The 18568-nt window shown below is 63.9% G+C and carries 21 protein-coding genes; 4 read left to right on the top strand and 17 right to left on the bottom strand.

The window, feature by feature from the left end; translation table 11 throughout:
* Positions 1-11: 11 nt before the first annotated feature.
* Positions 12-1037, bottom strand: a complete 1026-nt coding sequence (locus tag BMW89_RS01870; protein WP_177195775.1) for an ABC transporter substrate-binding protein — start codon at positions 1035-1037, stop codon at positions 12-14.
* A gap of 139 nt (positions 1038-1176) precedes the next feature.
* Here BMW89_RS01870 and BMW89_RS01865 point away from each other — a divergent pair, with 139 nt between their 5' ends.
* Positions 1177-1626, top strand: a complete 450-nt coding sequence (locus BMW89_RS01865; RefSeq protein ID WP_092022120.1) for a cupin domain-containing protein — start codon at positions 1177-1179, stop codon at positions 1624-1626.
* A gap of 56 nt (positions 1627-1682) precedes the next feature.
* Here BMW89_RS01865 and BMW89_RS01860 read toward each other — a convergent pair whose 3' ends face one another.
* The 6 genes from BMW89_RS01860 to BMW89_RS01835 form a co-directional block, all read right to left on the bottom strand.
* Positions 1683-2456: an anti-sigma factor family protein gene (locus BMW89_RS01860; RefSeq protein ID WP_092022118.1), complete on the bottom strand. Its 774-nt coding sequence runs from the start codon at positions 2454-2456 to the stop codon at positions 1683-1685.
* Positions 2453-2971: a sigma-70 family RNA polymerase sigma factor gene (locus BMW89_RS01855; RefSeq protein ID WP_092022116.1), complete on the bottom strand. Its 519-nt coding sequence runs from the start codon at positions 2969-2971 to the stop codon at positions 2453-2455. The genes BMW89_RS01860 and BMW89_RS01855 overlap by 4 nt, the downstream gene beginning before the upstream one ends.
* A 40-nt stretch (positions 2972-3011) precedes the next feature.
* The gene (locus tag BMW89_RS01850) at positions 3012-4478 is read right to left on the bottom strand and encodes a YncE family protein (RefSeq protein WP_092022114.1); all 1467 of its coding nucleotides are present in this window, start codon (positions 4476-4478) and stop codon (positions 3012-3014) included.
* Positions 4479-4487: 9 nt separating this feature from the next.
* Positions 4488-5024, bottom strand: coding sequence for a DUF305 domain-containing protein (locus BMW89_RS01845; protein WP_177195774.1), 537 nt, complete (start codon positions 5022-5024; stop codon positions 4488-4490).
* A gap of 102 nt (positions 5025-5126) precedes the next feature.
* A complete protein-coding gene (locus BMW89_RS01840) occupies positions 5127-5912 on the bottom strand; it encodes an ABC transporter permease (protein WP_092022110.1) in 786 nt (261 codons plus the stop codon).
* Positions 5912-6730 carry an ABC transporter ATP-binding protein gene (locus BMW89_RS01835; RefSeq protein ID WP_092022108.1) on the bottom strand — a complete coding sequence of 273 codons (819 nt, stop codon included), beginning with the start codon at positions 6728-6730 and terminating at the stop codon, positions 5912-5914. Before BMW89_RS01835 ends, BMW89_RS01840 begins: the two co-directional genes overlap by 1 nt.
* Positions 6731-6864: 134 nt before the next feature.
* Between BMW89_RS01835 and BMW89_RS01830 the strand changes: the two genes are divergently transcribed.
* Complete coding sequence (locus tag BMW89_RS01830; protein WP_092023313.1) at positions 6865-7647, top strand: ATP-binding cassette domain-containing protein; 783 nt, start codon at positions 6865-6867, stop codon at positions 7645-7647.
* Positions 7644-9203 (top strand): glycine betaine ABC transporter substrate-binding protein, encoded by a 1560-nt coding sequence (locus tag BMW89_RS01825; RefSeq protein ID WP_092022106.1) that lies wholly within the window; start codon positions 7644-7646, stop codon positions 9201-9203. The genes BMW89_RS01830 and BMW89_RS01825 overlap by 4 nt, the downstream gene beginning before the upstream one ends.
* 30 nt (positions 9204-9233) lie before the next feature.
* On the opposite strand, the gene BMW89_RS01820 is transcribed toward BMW89_RS01825, so the two are convergent.
* The 3 genes from BMW89_RS01820 to BMW89_RS01810 form a co-directional block, all read right to left on the bottom strand.
* Positions 9234-9611 (bottom strand): rhodanese-like domain-containing protein, encoded by a 378-nt coding sequence (locus BMW89_RS01820; RefSeq protein WP_092022104.1) that lies wholly within the window; start codon positions 9609-9611, stop codon positions 9234-9236.
* A 103-nt stretch (positions 9612-9714) separates the two neighbouring features.
* A complete protein-coding gene (locus tag BMW89_RS01815) occupies positions 9715-11427 on the bottom strand; it encodes a sulfatase-like hydrolase/transferase (RefSeq protein WP_092022102.1) in 1713 nt (570 codons plus the stop codon).
* Between the two features lie 208 nt (positions 11428-11635).
* A complete protein-coding gene (locus tag BMW89_RS01810) occupies positions 11636-12301 on the bottom strand; it encodes a TetR/AcrR family transcriptional regulator (protein ID WP_244547483.1) in 666 nt (221 codons plus the stop codon).
* 105 nt (positions 12302-12406) lie between these two features.
* On the opposite strand from BMW89_RS01810, the gene BMW89_RS01805 reads away from it, so the two are divergent.
* Positions 12407-13027: a hypothetical protein gene (locus BMW89_RS01805; protein WP_177195773.1), complete on the top strand. Its 621-nt coding sequence runs from the start codon at positions 12407-12409 to the stop codon at positions 13025-13027.
* Positions 13028-13035: 8 nt separating this feature from the next.
* Here BMW89_RS01805 and BMW89_RS01800 read toward each other — a convergent pair whose 3' ends face one another.
* From BMW89_RS01800 to BMW89_RS01775, 7 genes are all read right to left on the bottom strand, one after another.
* On the bottom strand, positions 13036-13887 hold the full coding sequence (locus BMW89_RS01800) for an SDR family oxidoreductase (RefSeq protein ID WP_092022098.1): 852 nt from the start codon (positions 13885-13887) through the stop codon (positions 13036-13038).
* A 484-nt stretch (positions 13888-14371) separates the two neighbouring features.
* Positions 14372-15391: a ketol-acid reductoisomerase gene (gene ilvC, locus BMW89_RS01795; protein WP_092022096.1), complete on the bottom strand. Its 1020-nt coding sequence runs from the start codon at positions 15389-15391 to the stop codon at positions 14372-14374.
* 134 nt (positions 15392-15525) lie between these two features.
* The gene (locus BMW89_RS01790) at positions 15526-16128 is read right to left on the bottom strand and encodes a LysE family translocator (RefSeq protein WP_092022094.1); all 603 of its coding nucleotides are present in this window, start codon (positions 16126-16128) and stop codon (positions 15526-15528) included.
* An 89-nt stretch (positions 16129-16217) separates the two neighbouring features.
* A complete protein-coding gene (locus BMW89_RS01785; RefSeq protein WP_092022091.1) occupies positions 16218-16913 on the bottom strand; it encodes a class I SAM-dependent methyltransferase in 696 nt (231 codons plus the stop codon).
* Between the two features lie 3 nt (positions 16914-16916).
* The gene (gene ilvN / locus BMW89_RS01780) at positions 16917-17459 is read right to left on the bottom strand and encodes an acetolactate synthase small subunit (protein WP_092022089.1); all 543 of its coding nucleotides are present in this window, start codon (positions 17457-17459) and stop codon (positions 16917-16919) included.
* Positions 17460-17470: 11 nt separating this feature from the next.
* The gene (locus tag BMW89_RS37690) at positions 17471-17614 is read right to left on the bottom strand and encodes a hypothetical protein (protein ID WP_177195772.1); all 144 of its coding nucleotides are present in this window, start codon (positions 17612-17614) and stop codon (positions 17471-17473) included.
* A complete protein-coding gene (locus BMW89_RS01775) occupies positions 17611-18564 on the bottom strand; it encodes a threonine dehydratase (protein WP_092022086.1) in 954 nt (317 codons plus the stop codon). Before BMW89_RS01775 ends, BMW89_RS37690 begins: the two co-directional genes overlap by 4 nt.
* Positions 18565-18568: the final 4 nt, after the last annotated feature.

The following is an 18568-nucleotide window of genomic DNA, read 5'->3' as shown; positions in this document are numbered from 1 at the left end:
CTTCGCGTCAGTTATTTGGCGCTCCCCGTGGTCTTCTTGGCCTGCTCGACGTATTTGTTGGTGAAGGTCTTGCTGACGTCGATCTTGGCGTTGGCGACCTCCGGCGAGCCGACGCTGAACACGGCGAGCACGGCGTCTGCGCCCTTCGGGTCCATCTTGCCGGTTTCGGAGAACATCGGGATCGTGTTCTTCAGCGCCGCGAGATAAAGGTCCTTGTTCTTGCCGACCATCTCGTCGGGCATCTTCGCCATGATCTCCTCGGGCGAATGCGAATGGATCCAGGCGATCGTCGCGAGCATGGCGTTGGTGAGCGCCTGCGTTTCCTTCTCGTGGCCGTTGATCCAGGCCACCGTCGAGTACAGCGCGCCACCAGGATATTCGCCGCCGAACGTTTCGAGCGTGTCCTTCTGGGTCCGGGTGTCGCTGAGGATGCGCAGATCCTTGTGGCTGCCCTGGAGCACGGTCACGGAGGGATCGAGCATCACGGCCGCATCGATCTGGCCCTGCTCCATCGCCGCGACCGCGGTGGCGCCGAGGCCGACGCCGATCACCGCGGTGCTGGCGGGATCAACCCCGTTCTTCTTGAGCAGATATTTCAGGAAGAAGTCGGTGGAGGAGCCGGGTGCGCTGACGCCGACCTTCTTGCCGGCGAGATCCTTGATCGACTTGATTTCGTTCGTATGCGAGGGCGAGACCACCAGCACGAGGCCGGGATAGCGGTCATAGACCACGAAGGCCTGAAGCTCCTGCTTCTTGGCGGCGAGATTGACGCAATGGTCGAAATAGCCGGAGACCACGTCGGCGCTGCCGCCGAGCACGGCTTTCAGCGCGTCCGAACCACCCTTGAGGTCGATCAGCTCGACATTGAGGCCGGCCTTGTCGTATTCGCCGAGCTGCTTGGCCAGCACCGTGGGCAGATAGCACAGGCAGGCTCCGCCGCCGATCGCGATGGTGACCTTGCTTTGCGCCGCGGCAAGGCCGGTGGTGAGCGTCAGCGCCAGCAGCGCGCCGGCAAGCCTGGCAATCGTGTTCTTCATTGGTTTCCTCCGTTCGGCTGGCGGCACCATAGAGCAGCGGGACAGGCTTGAGAAGCACCGCTTAAGTGGCACTGGCCATTGGCCTTTCGCCGCAATAGCATGGGCGTACAACAACAATCTTTGATGGGGAGGATCATCCATGAATCGCCTTGCTGCCGGACTGTCGATCGCCGCCGCCTTTGCCGCCGGATGCGGCGCCAACCAGCTGCTCCGGCCGGCGCTCGCCGCTGAGAGCGTCACTGCGCAGATCATTCACACCGGCGAGATGGAGGGCGACGCGCTCGGGCCCGCCAACAATGTCGGCTACCGCTCAAAAATGTTCGCGGGCGCCGACGGCGCCACCGTCTCGATCCAGGTCGGCAACGTGCCCAAGCATATGCATCCCAACACCAACGAAATCCAGTACATCCTGGACGGAACCGGGACGATCTGGCTCGGCGACAAGGAAGTGACGGTGAAGCCCGGCGACCTCGTGATCATCCCCAAGGGCACGCCGCATGGCGGCACCAAGCCGATCAGCGGACAGGTCAAGGCGATCGCGATCAAGACCCCGCCGCAGGCGCCCGACGATACCAAGCTCTTGGATTGAGCCGTAGCACTTCCGGGCTCGCGCCGAGGCGCGGGCCCCTTTTCGCGAATTCCGGACTAGATGGGGCGCGCCTGCTTCCGGATCTCGTTCGCGATCGGCTTGAGCGTGTCCGCCGGAAGCTGGCCGACAAGCGTATAGCCCATGCCCCTGTCCGCCCAGGCGAAGCCCGCGACGTCGCCGGTCGATTGCGGCAGCATCGGCGTATCCTGGCGGGGATTGCTCATCGGACGCGTCAGCACGACGAGGCGGTCGCCATGATCGTCGTCGTACATGAACATCGCGGCCGGGCCGTGCGAGGTTGCAACGAGGCGACCACCCATCAGCCGATAACCTGAGATGGAGAGATCCGGCACCTTGACCGGCTGCTTCAGCCGGTTGGACACCCATTGCGTGAGCTCGGAACTGTTGGACGCCCGTATCTCGACCGGTCGCACGCGGTCAGGTGCATAGACGTTATAGGAGTAGGCGGCCTCCTGCGCCAACGCCGACAGTCCGCTCGAACCGTCCTGCAACAGGCTGCGCATGGTCCAGCCGCCGAGACCCCCGATGCCGAGGAGCAACAGCGCCGCAATCGCCGCCCACGCCCGCAACGGACGCCGCTTCCTGCTCTCGATGATGTGCGACAGGTTCAGCGCGACCGGCAATGGCTCACCGGCGATCGACCACAGCGCGCCGCGCAGCTGCTCGCGCTGGGCAGCAAAGTCCGCGACACGTCCGGCGACATCCGGGTGATCGTCCAGATAGGATGCGATCTCCGCGCGACGCTCGGGCGCGAGCGCGTGGTCCACATAGGCGTGGAGATCATCTTCCATGATCGGCCGCTGACTCATTTCATACCCCGCAACGCGACGACGTTTCCCGGCGCAACGCCGTCCATCTCCTGAAGGAGCCTCTCTCGCGCACGCGACAGTCGGGACATCACGGTCCCGACCGGGATGTTAAGCACCGCCGCGGCGTCCGCATAGGACAGATCTTCGACTGCAACCAGCAACAACACAGCCCGCTGCTCTTCCGGCAGCTTTGCAAGCTTGTTCAGAACATCCTGATAGATCACCCTGTGCTCCTGCGCGGCAGCGCTGACGAGCTCCTGCTCGCCCGCATCGTCGATCGGCATATGCCTGCCCCGCGATGTTGCCTGGCGGAATTGAGAGACCGCCAGATTGTGGAGGATGGTGAACAGCCATGCACGCACGCTGCCGTCGCGCCGCTGATGCCAGCGGCTGACGGCGCGCTCGAGGCAATCCTGAACCAGATCGTCGGCGGCTGCACGATCGCGCACGAGCGCGCGCGCATAACGGCGGAGCGCGGGGATCAGTGGTTCGACCTGAACCAGCATGTCCTTCATGAGGCGCTCCGCCTGCCCTTCTTTGCCGCCCTGCGGCGGATCATGGCGTCTCGATCTGGACCGCCTCGCCGGTCCCGGCCGCGTCTCCTGCGGCGATCACCAGGTAGCGCTTTCCGGCCGCAGCGGACTGGTCGACGATCTGCCGGATCGGACCGGCTGCGTTGACGATAGCCGATCCTGCCGGATTGGTCATGAAGGTCGCCAGCGGCTGTAGCGAGCCGCCCCCATCGCTGCGCTCCGCCAGCGCCAGCACATATTTCTGCTTGGGCTGAAGTCCCGTCACCGAAGCCTGCAGAATCTGGATCAGGCCCTGATCGAACAGCGAGACGCTGGTCGGCGCCTTGGCGTCCTTTCCATCCTTTGACGCAAGCGACAGATGAGCGACCTGACCGGCCACGCCGAGCGACTGCAGATTCTGGCGGTCATCCGGGTTGGGCGCTGCGCCTGGAACATAAGCGATCGCCTGCGGCGCCTGGCCGATCGGGACATTCGCCACGACGCTGTTGGTCGCAGTGTCGATCGCGGTGAGGGCATCGGCGTTCTCGAGCCCGACATAAATGCGCGTGCCGTCGCCGGACGGCCAGACGCCATGCGGCAGACTGCCGACCGGGATCGTCGCGACCTGCGAGAAATCGTCGGTGCGGAACACCTTCACTTCGTTCAGGCCGCCGATCGTCACGTAAGCAAAGGTCCCCTTGGCGGTGTGCGCGAAGTTGACGTGATTTGTGATCGGGCCGGTGTCAATCATCTTGATCGCGTTGAACGGCGGCTTGGCATTGAAGACCTGGGTCCGGCCGACGTCTTTCAGCGTGAACCAGACCTGATTCCCATCCGGCGTCGCCGCGATGTTCGGGCAGAACGGGCTCTCCTGTTTCACCTTGGCAATGATCTTGTGCTCGGCGACGTCGACGACATCGGTCTCGGGATTGAAGGACGAGCAGATGTAGCCGTATTTGCCGTCGGGCGAGAATATCTGCATGCCCGGCCCGTTCGGGGTGGTGATGCGGGTCTTCTCCGCAAAACTCTTCGCATCGATCACGGAGATGTAGTTCTCGCCGCGAACGGTGACCCAGACCTCCCTACCATCAGGCGTGAAGAACGCCTCGTGCGGCGATCGCCCGACATAGGTCGTGTGCTTGACCGCATTGTTCGCGGTGTCGATGAACGTCACCGAATTGGAGCCGATCGATACCACCGCGAGCGTCTTGTGGTCGGGCGAGAAGCCCATGCCATGCACGAGCACCTGGCCCTTGTAGAGCGGGCTGAAATTGCCGGGTTGCGGGTCGCCCAGCCGGATCACGCCGAGCAGCTTATTGTCGACGGGATCCGTGACCGAGACCGTGTTCGAGAACTGCTCCGCCGCGTAAACGCGGTCGTGATGACTGATCGGAATGTCAGGGGCGGACAGCGCGCCCGGCGCCTGTCCTGCCCAAGCGACTGAGCCGGTGGCGAGCATCGTAGCTGCCAGGAAAACACTCTTCATGATGTTGCTACGCGACGTCGTCATCTACGGCTCCTACTTCTTCATTCCGGCGGACATGTCCATCTGCATGCCCGGATGATGATGAATGTTTGCGACAGGAACAGGCGACGACTGTGTCGGGGCGGGCGTCGTGTCGGTCGCCGGCTCGCCGATCGCGAACTTCATGGCTGCGATCTCCTGCATCTGGTCGACGATGATTTCCTGGGCGATGCGCCGCAGCTGCTCGTTCTTGCCGTAGCGCAATTCGATGATCGCCATGTCGATTGCGCCCTGATGATGCGGATTCATCATTGCGACAAAGTCACGATCGACGTCACCGGTCGGCTTGGCCGCCATGCCGTCCATCATCTTGGTCATCGCGGCTTCGTTTTCTTCCAGGAACGCACGTTCCTCGGCGCTCGTCGCAGCCGGCGGACTGGCCGGGAGGGATTCATGCGCGAGCACGAGCGAGGGAAGCGCGAATGCGACGAAAATGCGCGCGCCGATCAGCGCGGTGCCGAGGCCGGGCTTTGGCCATCGGCATCTGCCTGCGAGCGCCGCAATGAAGCGGCGAAACTGTAACCGGTGCATCCTGAACTCCCATGCAGGTGGTTGCATGGGGGTATGACGCGCGGGCGCGCGTTCTATTCCGGCCGGTCCATCACATAAATGTCAGCAGGCCATCGAGGTAGATTAACCACGCCCGTCCACGGTCGGCCGCCACACCAGCAGGCGACGCTCCACCAGCGTCACGCCAAAATCGATCAGGATGACGAAGGCCGAGAGCACGAACATGCCGGCGAACACGCCGGCGACGTCGAAGATGCCTTCGGCCTGCTGGATGAGATAGCCGAGCCCCGCCGCCGATCCCAGATATTCGCCGACGACCGCACCGACCACGGCGAAGCCGACCGAGGTGTGCAGCGAGGAAAACATCCACGACAGCGCCGACGGCCAATAGACGTGCCGCATCAATTGCCGCTCGCTCATACCGAGCATGCGGCCATTGTCGAGCACGGTGCGGCTGACTTCCTTGACGCCCTGATAGACATTGAAGAACACGATGAAGAACACCAGCGTCACGCCGAGCGCGACCTTCGACCAGATGCCGAGTCCAAGCCATAACGCGAAGATCGGCGCGAGCACCACGCGCGGCAGCGCGTTGACCATCTTCACGTAGGGATCGAACACCGCGGCCACGAGCGGCTGGCGCGCGAACCAGAATCCGACCAGCACGCCGCCCGCCGATCCGATCACAAAGGCCAGCAGCGACTCCACCAGCGTAATCCACAAATGTTTCCAGATCACGCCGGACGCAAACCATTTCACGATCTGTTCGAACACGTCGACCGGATTGGAGAAGAAGAACGGCGGCAGCAGGATCTTGCCGAACACCGGGACGCTGGAGAGCACCTGCCACAGCACGAGGCTGACCACGGCGACCAGCAATTGCAGCGAAAGCAGCGTGAGGCGCGACATCAGACCGCCTCCGCCGCTTGCGTGGATTGCGCGTAGCCCTTCATTACTTCGTCCTTGAGCACGCTCCAGATCTCGCGGTGAAGCGCATGGAACTCCTTGTCCAGCCGCACCTCGAAAATGTCGCGCGGGCGCGGCAAGCTCACGCGCCAGTCACCGATGATGCGCGAGGACGGCCCGGCCGACATGATCACGACCCGGTCGGCGAGCGCGATCGCCTCTTCGAGATCATGGGTCACGAACAGCACGGCCTTGCGGTCGGCGTTCCAGAGGTCGAGCAGCAGATTGCCCATCACCTGGCGGGTCTGGGCATCGAGCGGCCCGAACGGCTCATCCATCAAGAGAATCTTTGGATCGCGGATCAAGACCTGCGCCAGCGCCACGCGCTTGCGTTGGCCGCCCGAAAGCATGTGCGGATAACGGTTGGCGAAGGCACCGAGGCCAACCGAGGTCAGCCATTTCTGCGCGCGCGCCAACGCCTCGGCGCGCGAGGTGCCCACGATCTCGAGCCCGATCGCGACATTGTCGAGCGCGGTCTTCCAGGGGAACAGCGCGTCGGCCTGGAACAGATAGCCGGCATCCCGGTTCAGCCCCGCAAGCGGCTGGTCGAAAATCCTGACGCTGCCGGCGGCGGGCTTGAGCAGGCCTGCCGCGACATTGAGTAGCGTCGATTTTCCACAACCCGTGGGGCCGACAATGGCGACGAACTCGCCCTGCGCCACCGAAAGATGCGCCTTCTCCACCGCCGTATAGACCCGGCCGTCCCCCAAATGGAACGCAACCTTGGCATCTTCCAGCGCCACTGCTGTGGGCGTTGACATATGTTCCCTCCGAACCCGGATTGATGCCTTAGCCGCTCGCGCGGCCAAGTTCAATCAAGGCGCCAAGCGTGCTAGGCATGGGCCTCGTCACCCCCACCCTCCACGGGCGGGCCAGCGAAGCGAGCCCCCGCCCGATGCCGCCCAGACCGATGATTGGCTATGCCCACGTCACTAAATACTTCGGCCTGCTCAAGGCCGTGGACGATGTGTCGCTCGACATCGCCGAGGGCGAGTTTGTGGCCATCGTCGGCGGCTCGGGCTCGGGCAAGACGACGCTGCTGCGGCTCGCCAATCGGCTGATCGAGCCTGACGGCGGCGCCATCACGGTCGAGGGCGAGGACGTGAGAAATGCCGATCCGGTCGCGCTGCGGCGGCGGATCGGCTACGTCTTCCAGAGTGGCGGGCTGTTCCCGCATCTGAGCGTCGCCGACAATATCGGGATCACGCCAAAACTGCTCGGCGAGCCGGCGGCGGCCATCGCCGCACGCGTCGACGAATTGCTGGAGCTCGTCCAGCTCGACCGTGCTGCCCATCGCGACCGGCTGCCCGAAGCGCTTTCCGGCGGCCAGCGCCAACGCGTCGGCGTGGCGCGGGCGCTCGCCGCAAAACCCCGCATCGTACTGATGGATGAGCCGTTCGGCGCGCTCGATCCCCTCACCCGCGATGCGCTCGGCGACGATTTTCGCGAGCTGCACCGCAAGCTCGGCCTGACCACCGTGATGATCACCCATGACATGACGGAAGCCATTTTGCTGGCCGACCGCATCGCGGTGATGCGCGGCGGAAAATTGCTGGCGCAGGGCACGCCCGCGGAGCTTTCGAACAACAGCGATGCCTATGTGCTCGAACTGCTGCGGACGCCGCGACGCCAGGTCGAACGGCTGAACGCGCTGCTGCCACAGAGCGGTGCGGCATGAGCCTCTTTACCGATCCGCGCTGGGGCGAGGCGCTGTCGCATCTGCCCGACTATCTCGGCAACCATGTGCGGGTGAGCCTCGCCGCGCTCGCGCTTGGCCTCGCCATCAGCCTGCCGCTGGCAATCCTGACGCGCAACCGCCCGGCGCCGCGCGCTGTCCTGCTCGCGCTTGCCAGCATCGTGCAGACCGTCCCGGGGCTGGCGCTGCTCGCACTGTTCTATCCGCTGCTGCTCGCGGCCGCTTCCGTGACGCTTGCCTGGTTCGGAATCTCCTTCTCGGCCTTCGGCTTCCTGCCGGCGATGCTGGCGCTGGCGCTCTACTCGATGCTGCCGGTGCTGCGCAACGGCATCACCGGCCTCAACGGCATCGATCCCGCATTGATCGAGGCCGCGAAAGGCGTCGGCATGACCGCGCGGCAGTCGCTCGTGATGGTCGAGCTGCCGCTGGCGCTGCCGGTGATGATGGCGGGCATCCGCACCGCCGCGGTGTGGGTGATCGGCACCGCGACGCTGTCGACGCCGATCGGGCAGACCAGCCTCGGCAATTACATTTTTGCAGGCCTTCAGACCCAGAACTGGGTGTTCGTGCTGTTCGGCTGCTTTGCCTCGGCCCTGCTGGCGCTCGCCGTCGATCAGCTGCTCGGGCTGATCGAGAGCGGCCTGCGCCATCGCAGTCGTACGCGCACTGCGCTCGGCGCGATCGGCATCGCGGCACTGGTCGCGGCAACGCTGGTGCCGACGATGGGGCGCTCGTCGCAGGGCTACGTGGTCGGCGCCAAGACCTTTGCCGAACAATATGTGCTGTCGGCCCTGCTCAGGGATCGCCTCCAGGCGGCAAGCCTGCCGGCCACCGCGCGCTCGGGCCTCGGCTCCAGCGTGATCTTCGAGGCGCTGAAGGCCGGCGATGTCGATCTCTATGTCGATTATTCCGGCACGCTCTGGGCCAACCAGCTGCATCGCACCGACATCAAGCCGCGCGCCGAGCTGCTCGCTGATTTGAAGACGGCGCTCGCGAGGGACAACATCACGATGCTCGGCGAGCTCGGCTTCGAGAACGCCTATGCGCTGGTGATGCCGAAAAAGCGCGCCGAGGCGCTTGGCATCCGCACCATCGCCGATCTCGCCGCGCATACATCGATGCTGTCGATTGCCGGTGACTACGAGTTCTTCTCGCGCCCCGAATGGGCGGCGCTGCAAAAGGCCTACGGCCTTCAGTTCCGCGCGCAACGCCAGATGCAGCCGGACTTCATGTATGCTGCTGTCGCCAGCGGCGAGGTCGACGTCATCGCCGGCTACACCAGCGACGGCCTGATCGCGAAATACGACCTCGTCGCGCTCGACGATCCCAGGCACGCGATCCCGCCATACGATGCGATCCTGCTGCTGGCGCCGAAGCGCGCCGGCGACGAGCGATTGCAGGCCGCGCTCCAGCCGCTGCTGGGTAAGATCGACATCGCCACCATGCGCGAGGCTAATCTGCGTGCGGCCGGCAATGACGCGAATTCGTCCCCGGATGCGGTGGCGAAATGGCTGTGGGGGAAGGTGGGCGGGCACTAGGGCGCGCCCTCCCCCACACCGCCGCCTTTGCTACGCCTTCTCGACGGCCCCGCCGGCGTCGGCCCAATCCTTGAAGCCGCCGACGTTGTAGACATGGCTGTAGCCCATGTCCTGAAGCAGCTTGCCCGCCAGCGCAGAACGGCCGCCGGAGGCGCAATAGAGGATCACGGTCTTGTCCCTGGCGAGGGTCTTGTCGTGATACTGCGAGTCCGGATCGGCGCGAAACTCCAGCATACCGCGCGAGATATTCAGTGCGCCGGGAATCTTGCCGCTCTTCTCGATCTCCGGCGCATCGCGCACGTCGAGCACGAGCGCGCCCTTGGCGATCATTTCCTTGGCCTCGGCCGGGCTGATCTTCGGCACGGCGGCGTTGGCGGCCTCAAGCATCTGTTTCACGGAAATTGCCAATTGCTTCTCCTTAAGGTTGGCGGTTTGTCGAACGCCCCCTTAGCCTGCGTCGTCTTTCATAACATCCCTCGTTCGGAGGAGAGCGCAAGGCCAGTGATACAGGCTAAAGCCCCCTGATCATCCCCGCATTGATCAGCAGCCGGTTCAGCCGCCGCGCCTCGGCGCCGTCCTTGCAGCCGTAGAACATGCCCTTGCAGCGGAGCATGATCTCCTTCTGCTCGGCGAAGGACGGATCGAGCGGAATGCCCGCGGCTTCCTGGATCACCAGCGGCAGATAGGGGCCGTCGACCGTGTCCATCACGGCCTCGCTCTTCACCGGCTCGAAATTGACGGCGTCGATCGCATAATAGGTCCCGTAGAGGCGCGGATCGTAGGCGTCGAGCTTCTTGCCGATCGCGCCCTCGTCGAGCCCGGGCTCGAGGATAGCAGGCGCAAACTCAGGCTGGTGATCGCCATAGCGCACGATCAGGAAGGGCTCGCCGGGAAAAGTCTTCCTCAGGCCGGCGACGAACGCCTTGTACTGCTCGGCGCTCATGGCCTGCCGGCGCAGATATTCGTCGATGGACGCTACATTGCCCGGCGCGCGCCAATTCGGCATCAGGTCCGGGCGGAAGCGTGTCTCCCAGGGGAAATGATTGGCGCCGAGATAAATGAAGGTGAACAGCGGCTTGTTCGGCGGCTGTTGCCCCATCAGTTGGAGCGCCTTGTCGTAGAAGAAAGAGTCCGGCTCGACATCCTTGGCGCCGAGATCCTTGGAGTCGAGGAAGCGTTCGACGCCGGTCGTCATCTGGAAGCTGCGCGCAGCCATGAAGCCGCCATAGGCGGGATAGAGCGACATCGTATCGTAACCGCAGCGGCGCAGCGCCAGCGGCAGCCCGCGCTCGACACGGCCTGTTGCGATGCGCGTCACGAAATAGGCGAAGCGGCCGAACGAGCGTGAGGAGAGGCCCGCGAGCACGTTGTATTCGGTGAACCAGCTCGGCCCGCCATTGCTCTCGGCGAGGAACGCGCGCTCCTTGCCGTCCCAGGATTTGAAGTGGCTACCATAGCCCGGGGGGACCTTGATCCCCTGCGCCGCGCGGATGTCAAAACTCGATTCATCATGGATCATGATGATGTTCGGCCGGCGGCCAGCGGGATGGCAGGCATCGACCAGCGGCATGTTGAGCCGTTCGTTGGTTGCGGCGGCCGATTCCATGAAGCCGTATTGCGCGAAGTCGGACACCGAGCTGACGCCGGAGCGGAAGAACTTCGAGAGATAGCCGTCGTCGTAATAGCCGCGCCAGGCCTCATCGGGATGGTAGAGCGAATAGCCGACCAGTGCGGCGACACAGGCGAGCATGGAGGCGAGCGCCGGCAGGCGGCGGATGCGGAACGGATCGAGCCACCACAGCGCATACATCAGCGGCAGCGTGACGAGGCCGGCGCCTATCACCGACCAGCGCAAATTCGGGAAGATCGTGAACAGGAACGCGACAGTGTCGCGGTCGATCATCATCAGGTCGATGAAGTTGACCGTCATCTGCACGACGTCGTGCTTGAGCCGCGACAGCAGCACCAGCACGACGACCATGGTGAGGGACAGCGCGCCCGACAATGCCGGCCGCCGCAGCAGCATGATCCAGAAGAAATTGAGGATGCCCCAGGCGAGCACGAAGGAGAGGCGCGAGCCGAAATCGGTCTCGGTCTCGTACATCAGCGAAAGCGCTGCCAGATGCGGCGCCGCAACCGCGAGCAGCCGCCAGATACCGAGCGCAGCAACGCTGGCCAGGACGGCGGTGGTGGCAGAAGGACCTGGATTGGGCGCGGACGCCATCGACGACACGCAAACGGTAGGTCCGGCCAGCTGATGCCAAGCCGTCTGGCGCTCCAGGGGCGTCCGGGCAGCCGGAAGCCTGCGCCGTGTCATAAAACTGTAATTGAACGGTCACGGACAAGCAACGCGTGTCGCGGTCCGACCTTCGCTTAATGTTAGTGGGCAGCGAATGTGCCGCACGGCCAACTCTATCCCCTCGCCCTGAGGGTCAGGGAGTTCTGCCCGGCTTCGCGATCCCGGCGATGAACAGGTCGATCACCCCTTCCGCCACCCGCTCGATTTCCGCCTCCTCCACGCCCCAGCGCGGAAAGTGGCCGTCCAGATTCATCCGGGCAAAACCGTAGACCAGGGCGCGGCCGGCGATCTGGATGCACTTGAGGTCGGTCGATCTCAGCAGGCCCTGCTCGGCCGCGTCCGTCAGCATTTGCTCGGTCATCGCCACCAGCTCCGCGTTGTCGCGCGTCAGCTCCGCGGAGCTGCCATGGGCGAAATAGCGCCCCGTGGAGATGATCTCGAAATGCGCGGGGTTGCGCATCGCCCAGCGCAGATAAGCAACGCCAAAGGCGCGGAAGCGGGCCAGAGCGTTGGTGGCGGGAGCATCGCCCAGCGTCGCTTCAATCTCGGCACGGAAGCGCCGTTGCGCCTCCTCGGCCACCGCCGCCATCAGGGCATCGCGGTTGGGAAAGTGCCGGAACGGTGCCCCCGGCGACACGGCCGCGCGGCGTGCAGCCTCGCGCACCGAGACCTCTGCGCCCTCCGCCGCCAATTGCAGCGCAGCATCGATGAGGACGCGGCGGAGGTCGCCGTGGTGATAGGGCCGGGCTTCGGGCGTCTGGCGGCGGACGCGGGGCTTGGACGGCTGTCGGGCGGGCATAGCGCTTCCTAGCATCACCCGAACGTGAATGTAAGCATCGATTACACCATTGACGATTTCACCGCTGCGGATGTAATCGATGATTACATGATGGAGGAGATCGCGATGTCGGAACGTCAAAGCTGGTTCGAAGGCTGGCGGCTGCTGGCCGTCCTCACCCTGAGCCTCATCGCGCTGAGCCTGTGGATTGCCTCGATGCGGCAGTTCGAGGTCGAAGGCGTTCGGATGGTGATCCGCTTCACGGCACGAAGCTCGCTGCTGCTGTTCTGCCTCGCGTTCAGTGCCGCGGCGCTGGCCCGGCTTTGGCCCAACGCCTGGACGCGCTGGCAGCGCCGCAACCGCCGCTATCTGGGCCTGAGCTTCGCGGCCTCCCACGCCATCCATGCGGTCGCGATCGTCGCCTTCGCCAATATGGATCCGGCCGGCTTTGCGGAGGCCACATCGGCGGTCTCCTACATCTTCGGAGGCATCGGCTATGCCGTCATCATCGCGATGGGCGCGACCTCGTTCGACCGCACCGCCGCGCTGCTCGGACCGCGCAATTGGCGCGCGCTGCACCTCATCGGCGGCTATTACCTCTGGTTCCAGTTCATGGTGTCGTTCGGCAAGCGCGTGCCGGCGATGCCGCTCTACGCCGCTTTCCTCATCCCGCTGTTCGCCGTGATGGCGCTGCGGCTGATCGCGATGGCCGCCCATCCGCGCGGACGGGCAGCCGTCGCGGGCTGAGCGCCCGCTCAACCCTGCGGCAGCAGCCCGAGACGCTTGGCGATGATGCGGTCGACCGTGCGCTTCGGCAGCGCAGTGGTCATGAAATGCCGCATCCAGTCCGGCGTGATCTGGTAGCGTACCTTGGGGCTTGCCGCCGTGAGCGCCTCGAAGACGATTTCGGCGATCCGCTCGGCCGGCAACCCGGTCTCGCCGAGCTTCATCATGAACGCCATCACCTTGTTGAGCGCCGGCAGATAAGGCGAGTTCTGGTAGACCGACATATCGAACTGCTCGGCCTTGCTCCAGATCGGCGTCTTGACCGCGCCGGGGGCGACGATGATGACGTCGATGCCGAACAGCATCAGCTCGCGGCGCAGGCTCTCCGACAACCCCTCGATGGCATGCTTGGAGGTGCAATAGGGCGCCGACAACGGATTGCCGTTCTTGCCCGCGACCGAGCTGATCATCACGATCCGGCCCTTCGGCCCCTTCAGCGACGGGTCCGCGCCGAGCAGCGGGCCAAAAGCCTGCGTCGCGATCACGGGGCCGATGACGTTGATATCCATCTGGCGGCGGAAGTCGTCTGCCGACAATTCGAGCACCGGACCGGCGACCGCAACACCGGCATTATTGACGAGACCGGCCAGCGTCTCGCCGCCCAACGCCTCCCGAACTTTTCGCGCAGCAGCGAGAACTGCTGCCTCGTCGGTGACGTCGAACAAAAGCGGCGTAAAGTTCGCACCGAACTCGCCCGCAAGCCGATCGGCGTCAGCCTGCTTGCGGACGCTGCCGAAGACGCGGTAGCCGCGCCCGATCAAAAATTTCGCAATGGCCCAGCCGATGCCGGTGGACGCGCCGGTGACGACGACAGATCGCATGGTCCCCTCCCCTTCGAGTTTCCGCGATCATGGAGGAGAAAGGCGCTGGTGCGCAATGCTGCCCAACGCTCAAGGGGACTCCGCTGGTGTCAGTTCTTAAGATGAAGCGGCGCACGAAGGTCGCGGCACGAGATTGAATACGCCCTAAAAATGCGGATGAAGAGCCAAATCCTAGACTCTGAAGACGCTGCGCTTTTGTCGATCGTGACCTTCTGAAAAAATTCTGAAAACCGCGCGCGACCAAGAATGTGGTTTAAGCGTCAGTTCTTGCTGCTCGGAGAGCGCATCAACTCGCGAAGAATTTGAATGAAGCAGCAATGCTTCGCGCGAGAAGAAAAGAGCGAGACCGCCGTTTGCGATCTCGCTCAGATATAGTCGTGAAGGCTTAAGATTTAGTTTGGCGAGCGAAGCTTGTGCTTTCGCTCGCTTGTCCCGGACCAGGCGCACCACTGACGTGATGCGCTGCGTCCGGGGGACGCAAAGCTTAGTTCTTCGACTTGTCGACCAGCGCGCCCTTCTTGATCCAGGGCATCATGTCGCGGAGTTTCGCGCCGACTTCCTCGATCGGGTGCTGGGCGAGCTTGGCGCGGGTCGCCTTGAACGAGGTCTGGTTGACCTTGTTCTCGAGCATCCAGTCGCGGGCGAACTTGCCGCCCTGGATGTCGGCGAGAACGCGCTTCATCTCGGCCTTGGTCTCGGCGGTCACGATGCGCGGACCGGTGACGTACTCGCCGTACTCGGCGGTGTTGGAGATCGAGTAGTTCATGTTGGCGATGCCGCCTTCATAGATCAGGTCGACGATCAGCTTCACTTCGTGCAGGCACTCGAAATAGGCCATCTCCGGGGCGTAGCCCGCTTCGACCAGGGTCTCGTAGCCGGCCTTGATCAGCTCGACCAGGCCGCCGCAGAGCACGACCTGCTCGCCGAACAGGTCGGTCTCGCACTCTTCCTTGAAGGAGGTCTCGATGATGCCCGCGCGGCCACCGCCGACGGCGGAAGCGTAGGACAGGCCGAGGTCATGGGCGTTGCCCGAGACGTCCTTGGCGATCGCGATCAGGCAGGGCACGCCGCCGCCGCGCTGATACTCCGAGCGCACGGTGTGGCCGGGGCCCTTCGGCGCGATCATGAGCACGTCGAGGTCGGCGCGCGGATCGAGCAGGTTGAAGTGCACGTTGAGGCCGTGCGCGAACACGAGAGCGGCGCCCTTCTTCATGTTGTCGTGCAGGTGCTCGCGGTAGATGTCGCCCTGGAGCTCGTCCGGGGTCAGCATCATGACGAGGTCTCCCCATTTGGCGGCTTCGGCGACTTCCATCACCTTGAAGCCGGCGGCTTCCGCCTTCTTGACCGAACCCGAGTCTTTGCGCAGCGCGATGGCGACGTCCTTGACGCCGGAGTCCTTGAGGTTCAGCGCATGGGCGTGACCCTGGCTGCCATAGCCGACGATGACGACCTTCTTGCCCTTGATCAGGTTCAGGTCGGCGTCGCGATCGTAATAAACACGCATGGTCGTTTCCTCGTTCAGATGGCCAGAATCGGCCGTTGGTCAGGTCTCAGACGGTGAGATTTGCGGATTTCCGGGGCTGTCTAGAGCATTTCGCCGCCCGAAGGAAACCCGTTTCTGCATGGAAAACTGCGGCATCATGCATCCATGAAGACGGGGTAGAGCGATGCCAAAAGCAGGATCGCCATCACGATATTGAAGGCGCGGACCAGCCGCTCGGAGGTCAGGACCGGGCGTAGTGCAGTGCCGAAGAAAGCCCAGACCACGGTCGAGACCGTGCCGACCAGCAGGCTGATCAGGGTCTGGATCGCGATGTTGACCGGGAACCGGGCAATCGCCGCATAGGCGGTGATGGTGCCGATCACGATCACCCAGCCCTTGGCGTTGATCCACTGGAACATGGCCGCGCCCCAGAAGGTCATCGGGCCGCGGCCATCCCCCTCGCCCGGCCTGGCCGAACCGGAGAAGGCAATCATTGCGGCGAGGTAAATCAGGTAGGCGGCACCGGCATATTTCAAGATGCTCTGCAGGATCGGATAGGCCAGGAACACGGTCCCGAGCCCGAGGCCGACGGCGCCGACCATGAAGGCGAAGCCGATGGTGATCCCTGCGATGTGCGGAATGGTGCGGCGAAAGCCGTAAGTCAGCCCCGACGACAGCAGCATGATGTTGTTCGGCCCCGGCGTGAAGAACATCACGAGGGCGAAGATGATGAAAGCATAGAGCAGCGACTGGGACATGCTTGCCTAGGCAGTTCTTGACCCTCTCCCACTGGCGGGAGAGTAAGTGCACTGACGATGCGGCCGAACGAATTCCATGGTCTTTCTGGCTAGCCTTGCTCGCCGGCTTTCGGTTTCCGCAACAAATAAGTGCCGTGCATCGGCGCGTGGTAGTCGGCCGAGATCAGCGTGAAGCCGACGTCGGTCAGCATCCGCTCCATCACCCAGCCGAAGGTGGAATATTCGTCGCGCATGTGGGTGACGACGCTTTCGCGCGAAAAATCGTGGTTCTTGATCTGGCAGTCGGCCCATTGCTCGACGTCGCGCTCGATCGCGTCAGGCATCGAGGCATAGACGATGTCCCGCAGATAGAAGGTCGCACCCGGCTTCAGCGCGCGAAAAATCCGCGACATCGCCACGGCCTTCCAGAAATCCGGCAGATGGTGTAGCGTGAACTCGCTGACGATCAGGTCGTAGGATTCCGCCTGGTAGGCGAAGGAGAGCAGGCCGGCCGACTGCGTCGCGACCTTTGCCTTGCGATCCCGCGCATAGATTTCGGCGAGCGCCAGCATCGCCGGCGAGATGTCGATGGCATCGACCTGCGCGCCGATCAGCGACGCTTCGGTCGCCAGCACACCGTTGCCGCAGCCGATATCGGCAATGCGCCAGCCCCGCTGTACGCCCAGCATTTTCAGCGCGGCGCGCGCGCGCAGATCGGCATCGTCATGGGCGTCATAGATCGACGCCACAGTAGGCCCGATGCCCATCCGGTTCCGCTCGTTATAGTACCAGTCGCGCGCCAGCATGGTTTACATCCCTTCAGGCCCGCGACCGATCGCGGCAACGCCGGTGCGCGACACCTCGACAAGGCCGAGCGGGCGCATCAGGTCGATAAACTGGTTGATCTTGTCGGTATTGCCTGTGATCTCGAACACGAAGCTCTCGGTGGTGGCGTCGATCACGCGGGCACGGAACGCATCCGCCAGCCGCAACGCCTCGACACGATGCTCGCCCTGCCCGCGCACCTTCACCATGGCGAGCTCCCGCTCGATCGCACGCTTGGTCAGCGTCATGTCGACGACGCGGTAGACCGGGATCATGCGATCAAGTTGATGCTTGATCTGCTCGATCACCATCGGCGTGCCCGTGGTGACGATGGTGATGCGCGAAAGATGCTTCTGGCTCTCGGTCTCCGAGACCGTGAGGCTCTCGATGTTGTAGCCGCGCCCCGAGAACAGGCCGATGACGCGCGCGAGCACGCCGGGCTCGTTCTGCACGAGCACCGAGAGCGTATGCGTCTCGTTGGGATCGTGACGCTCCTCGATGAAGTAGGCTGATGCGGGCTGGTTCATTGTCGTCCCCTCTATTCTTTCTTGTCATGCCCCGCGAAGGCGGGGCATCCAGTAATCACCAGCGTCGAGATTTCCATATCTGCCGCGGCGTACTGGATCGTCCGGTCAAGCCGGACGATGACAGCGGAGTTATTGGCAAGCGTTGGCGCGATCATGCGACCACCCATTGCTTGAACAGATCGAAATCGATATTGCCGCCTGACAGCACGAGACCGACGCGCTTGCCTGACAATTTTGCTTTTTCCTGAAGCGCCGCGGCGAGCGCGGCGGCACCGGCGCCTTCGGCAAGATTGTGGGTGTCGGTCCAATAGGCGCGGATCGCGGCAGCGACCTCGCCGTCGGTGACTTGCACTATGCGCGAGGCGCCCTTGCAAATGAGCGCAACGGCTTCCTCATCCGGAAAGCGGGTTGCCACGCCATCGGCCAGCGTGTTGCTGGTCTCGGTGGTCACGACGCGGCCTGCCGCGAATGACAGCGCATAGGACGGCGCTTCCGTCGACTGCACGCCGACGATCTCGGTCTTCAGGCCAAGCAGATCGCGCACCAGGATGCAGGCGCTGATTCCGGAGCCCTGCCCGATCGGAACGTACAGCACGTCGAGATCGGGCGCCGCGCGGAACAGCTCCAGCGCATAAGTCGCCACCCCCAGAATGAGATCCGGATGGAACGACGGCACCATGTGCAGGCCTTCGAACTGCGCACGGCGTCCGGCCTCCTCCCGCGACAACTGGAAATCGTCGCCATGTTCGACCACATCGGCGCCGAACGCACGCATGGCATGATTCTTCTCGATCGAATTGCCCTTGGGCACATAGATCACAGCGGGCACACCGTGGCGCCGCGCCGCGAAGGCAAGACTCTGGCCGTGATTTCCACGCGTGGCAGTGATGATGCCTCTCACGTGCGGATGCTCGCGCTTCAGCCGGTCGAGATAGACGAGGCCACCGCGCACCTTGAACGCGCCGGTTGGCGTGTGGTTTTCGTGCTTGACGACGACATGCGTACCCAGGCGCTGCCCAAGAAGCGGCCAGCTGTGCGCAGGCGTCGGCGGCACGGCCGTGCCAACCATCTCGTGGGCGCGTTCCAGCTCCTCAAGGTCGAACATTTTC

This window comes from Bradyrhizobium sp. OK095, assembly GCF_900109945.1.
Lineage (GTDB): Bacteria > Pseudomonadota > Alphaproteobacteria > Rhizobiales > Xanthobacteraceae > Bradyrhizobium.
Note: the sequence above shows the minus strand (reverse complement) of the source record. Positions and strands in the feature narration are given on the sequence as shown.

Bases quoted from the DNA above. Each gene is read 5' to 3' on its own strand.
- BMW89_RS01870 (WP_177195775.1), bottom strand. From the start codon at position 1,037: ATGAAGAACACGATTGCCAGGCTTGCCGGCGCGCTGCTGGCGCTGACG.
- BMW89_RS01865 (WP_092022120.1), top strand. From the start codon at position 1,177: ATGAATCGCCTTGCTGCCGGACTGTCGATCGCCGCCGCCTTTGCCGCC.
- BMW89_RS01860 (WP_092022118.1), bottom strand. From the start codon at position 2,456: ATGAGTCAGCGGCCGATCATGGAAGATGATCTCCACGCCTATGTGGAC.
- BMW89_RS01855 (WP_092022116.1), bottom strand. From the start codon at position 2,971: ATGAAGGACATGCTGGTTCAGGTCGAACCACTGATCCCCGCGCTCCGC.
- BMW89_RS01850 (WP_092022114.1), bottom strand. From the start codon at position 4,478: ATGACGACGTCGCGTAGCAACATCATGAAGAGTGTTTTCCTGGCAGCT.
- BMW89_RS01845 (WP_177195774.1), bottom strand. From the start codon at position 5,024: ATGCACCGGTTACAGTTTCGCCGCTTCATTGCGGCGCTCGCAGGCAGA.
- BMW89_RS01840 (WP_092022110.1), bottom strand. From the start codon at position 5,912: ATGTCGCGCCTCACGCTGCTTTCGCTGCAATTGCTGGTCGCCGTGGTC.
- BMW89_RS01835 (WP_092022108.1), bottom strand. From the start codon at position 6,730: ATGTCAACGCCCACAGCAGTGGCGCTGGAAGATGCCAAGGTTGCGTTC.
- BMW89_RS01830 (WP_092023313.1), top strand. From the start codon at position 6,865: ATGCCGCCCAGACCGATGATTGGCTATGCCCACGTCACTAAATACTTC.
- BMW89_RS01825 (WP_092022106.1), top strand. From the start codon at position 7,644: ATGAGCCTCTTTACCGATCCGCGCTGGGGCGAGGCGCTGTCGCATCTG.
- BMW89_RS01815 (WP_092022102.1), bottom strand. From the start codon at position 11,427: ATGGCGTCCGCGCCCAATCCAGGTCCTTCTGCCACCACCGCCGTCCTG.
- BMW89_RS01810 (WP_244547483.1), bottom strand. From the start codon at position 12,301: ATGCCCGCCCGACAGCCGTCCAAGCCCCGCGTCCGCCGCCAGACGCCC.
- BMW89_RS01805 (WP_177195773.1), top strand. From the start codon at position 12,407: ATGTCGGAACGTCAAAGCTGGTTCGAAGGCTGGCGGCTGCTGGCCGTC.
- BMW89_RS01800 (WP_092022098.1), bottom strand. From the start codon at position 13,887: ATGCGATCTGTCGTCGTCACCGGCGCGTCCACCGGCATCGGCTGGGCC.
- ilvC (WP_092022096.1), bottom strand. From the start codon at position 15,391: ATGCGTGTTTATTACGATCGCGACGCCGACCTGAACCTGATCAAGGGC.
- BMW89_RS01790 (WP_092022094.1), bottom strand. From the start codon at position 16,128: ATGTCCCAGTCGCTGCTCTATGCTTTCATCATCTTCGCCCTCGTGATG.
- BMW89_RS01785 (WP_092022091.1), bottom strand. From the start codon at position 16,913: ATGCTGGCGCGCGACTGGTACTATAACGAGCGGAACCGGATGGGCATC.
- ilvN (WP_092022089.1), bottom strand. From the start codon at position 17,459: ATGAACCAGCCCGCATCAGCCTACTTCATCGAGGAGCGTCACGATCCC.
- BMW89_RS37690 (WP_177195772.1), bottom strand. From the start codon at position 17,614: ATGATCGCGCCAACGCTTGCCAATAACTCCGCTGTCATCGTCCGGCTT.
- BMW89_RS01775 (WP_092022086.1), bottom strand. From the start codon at position 18,564: ATGTTCGACCTTGAGGAGCTGGAACGCGCCCACGAGATGGTTGGCACG.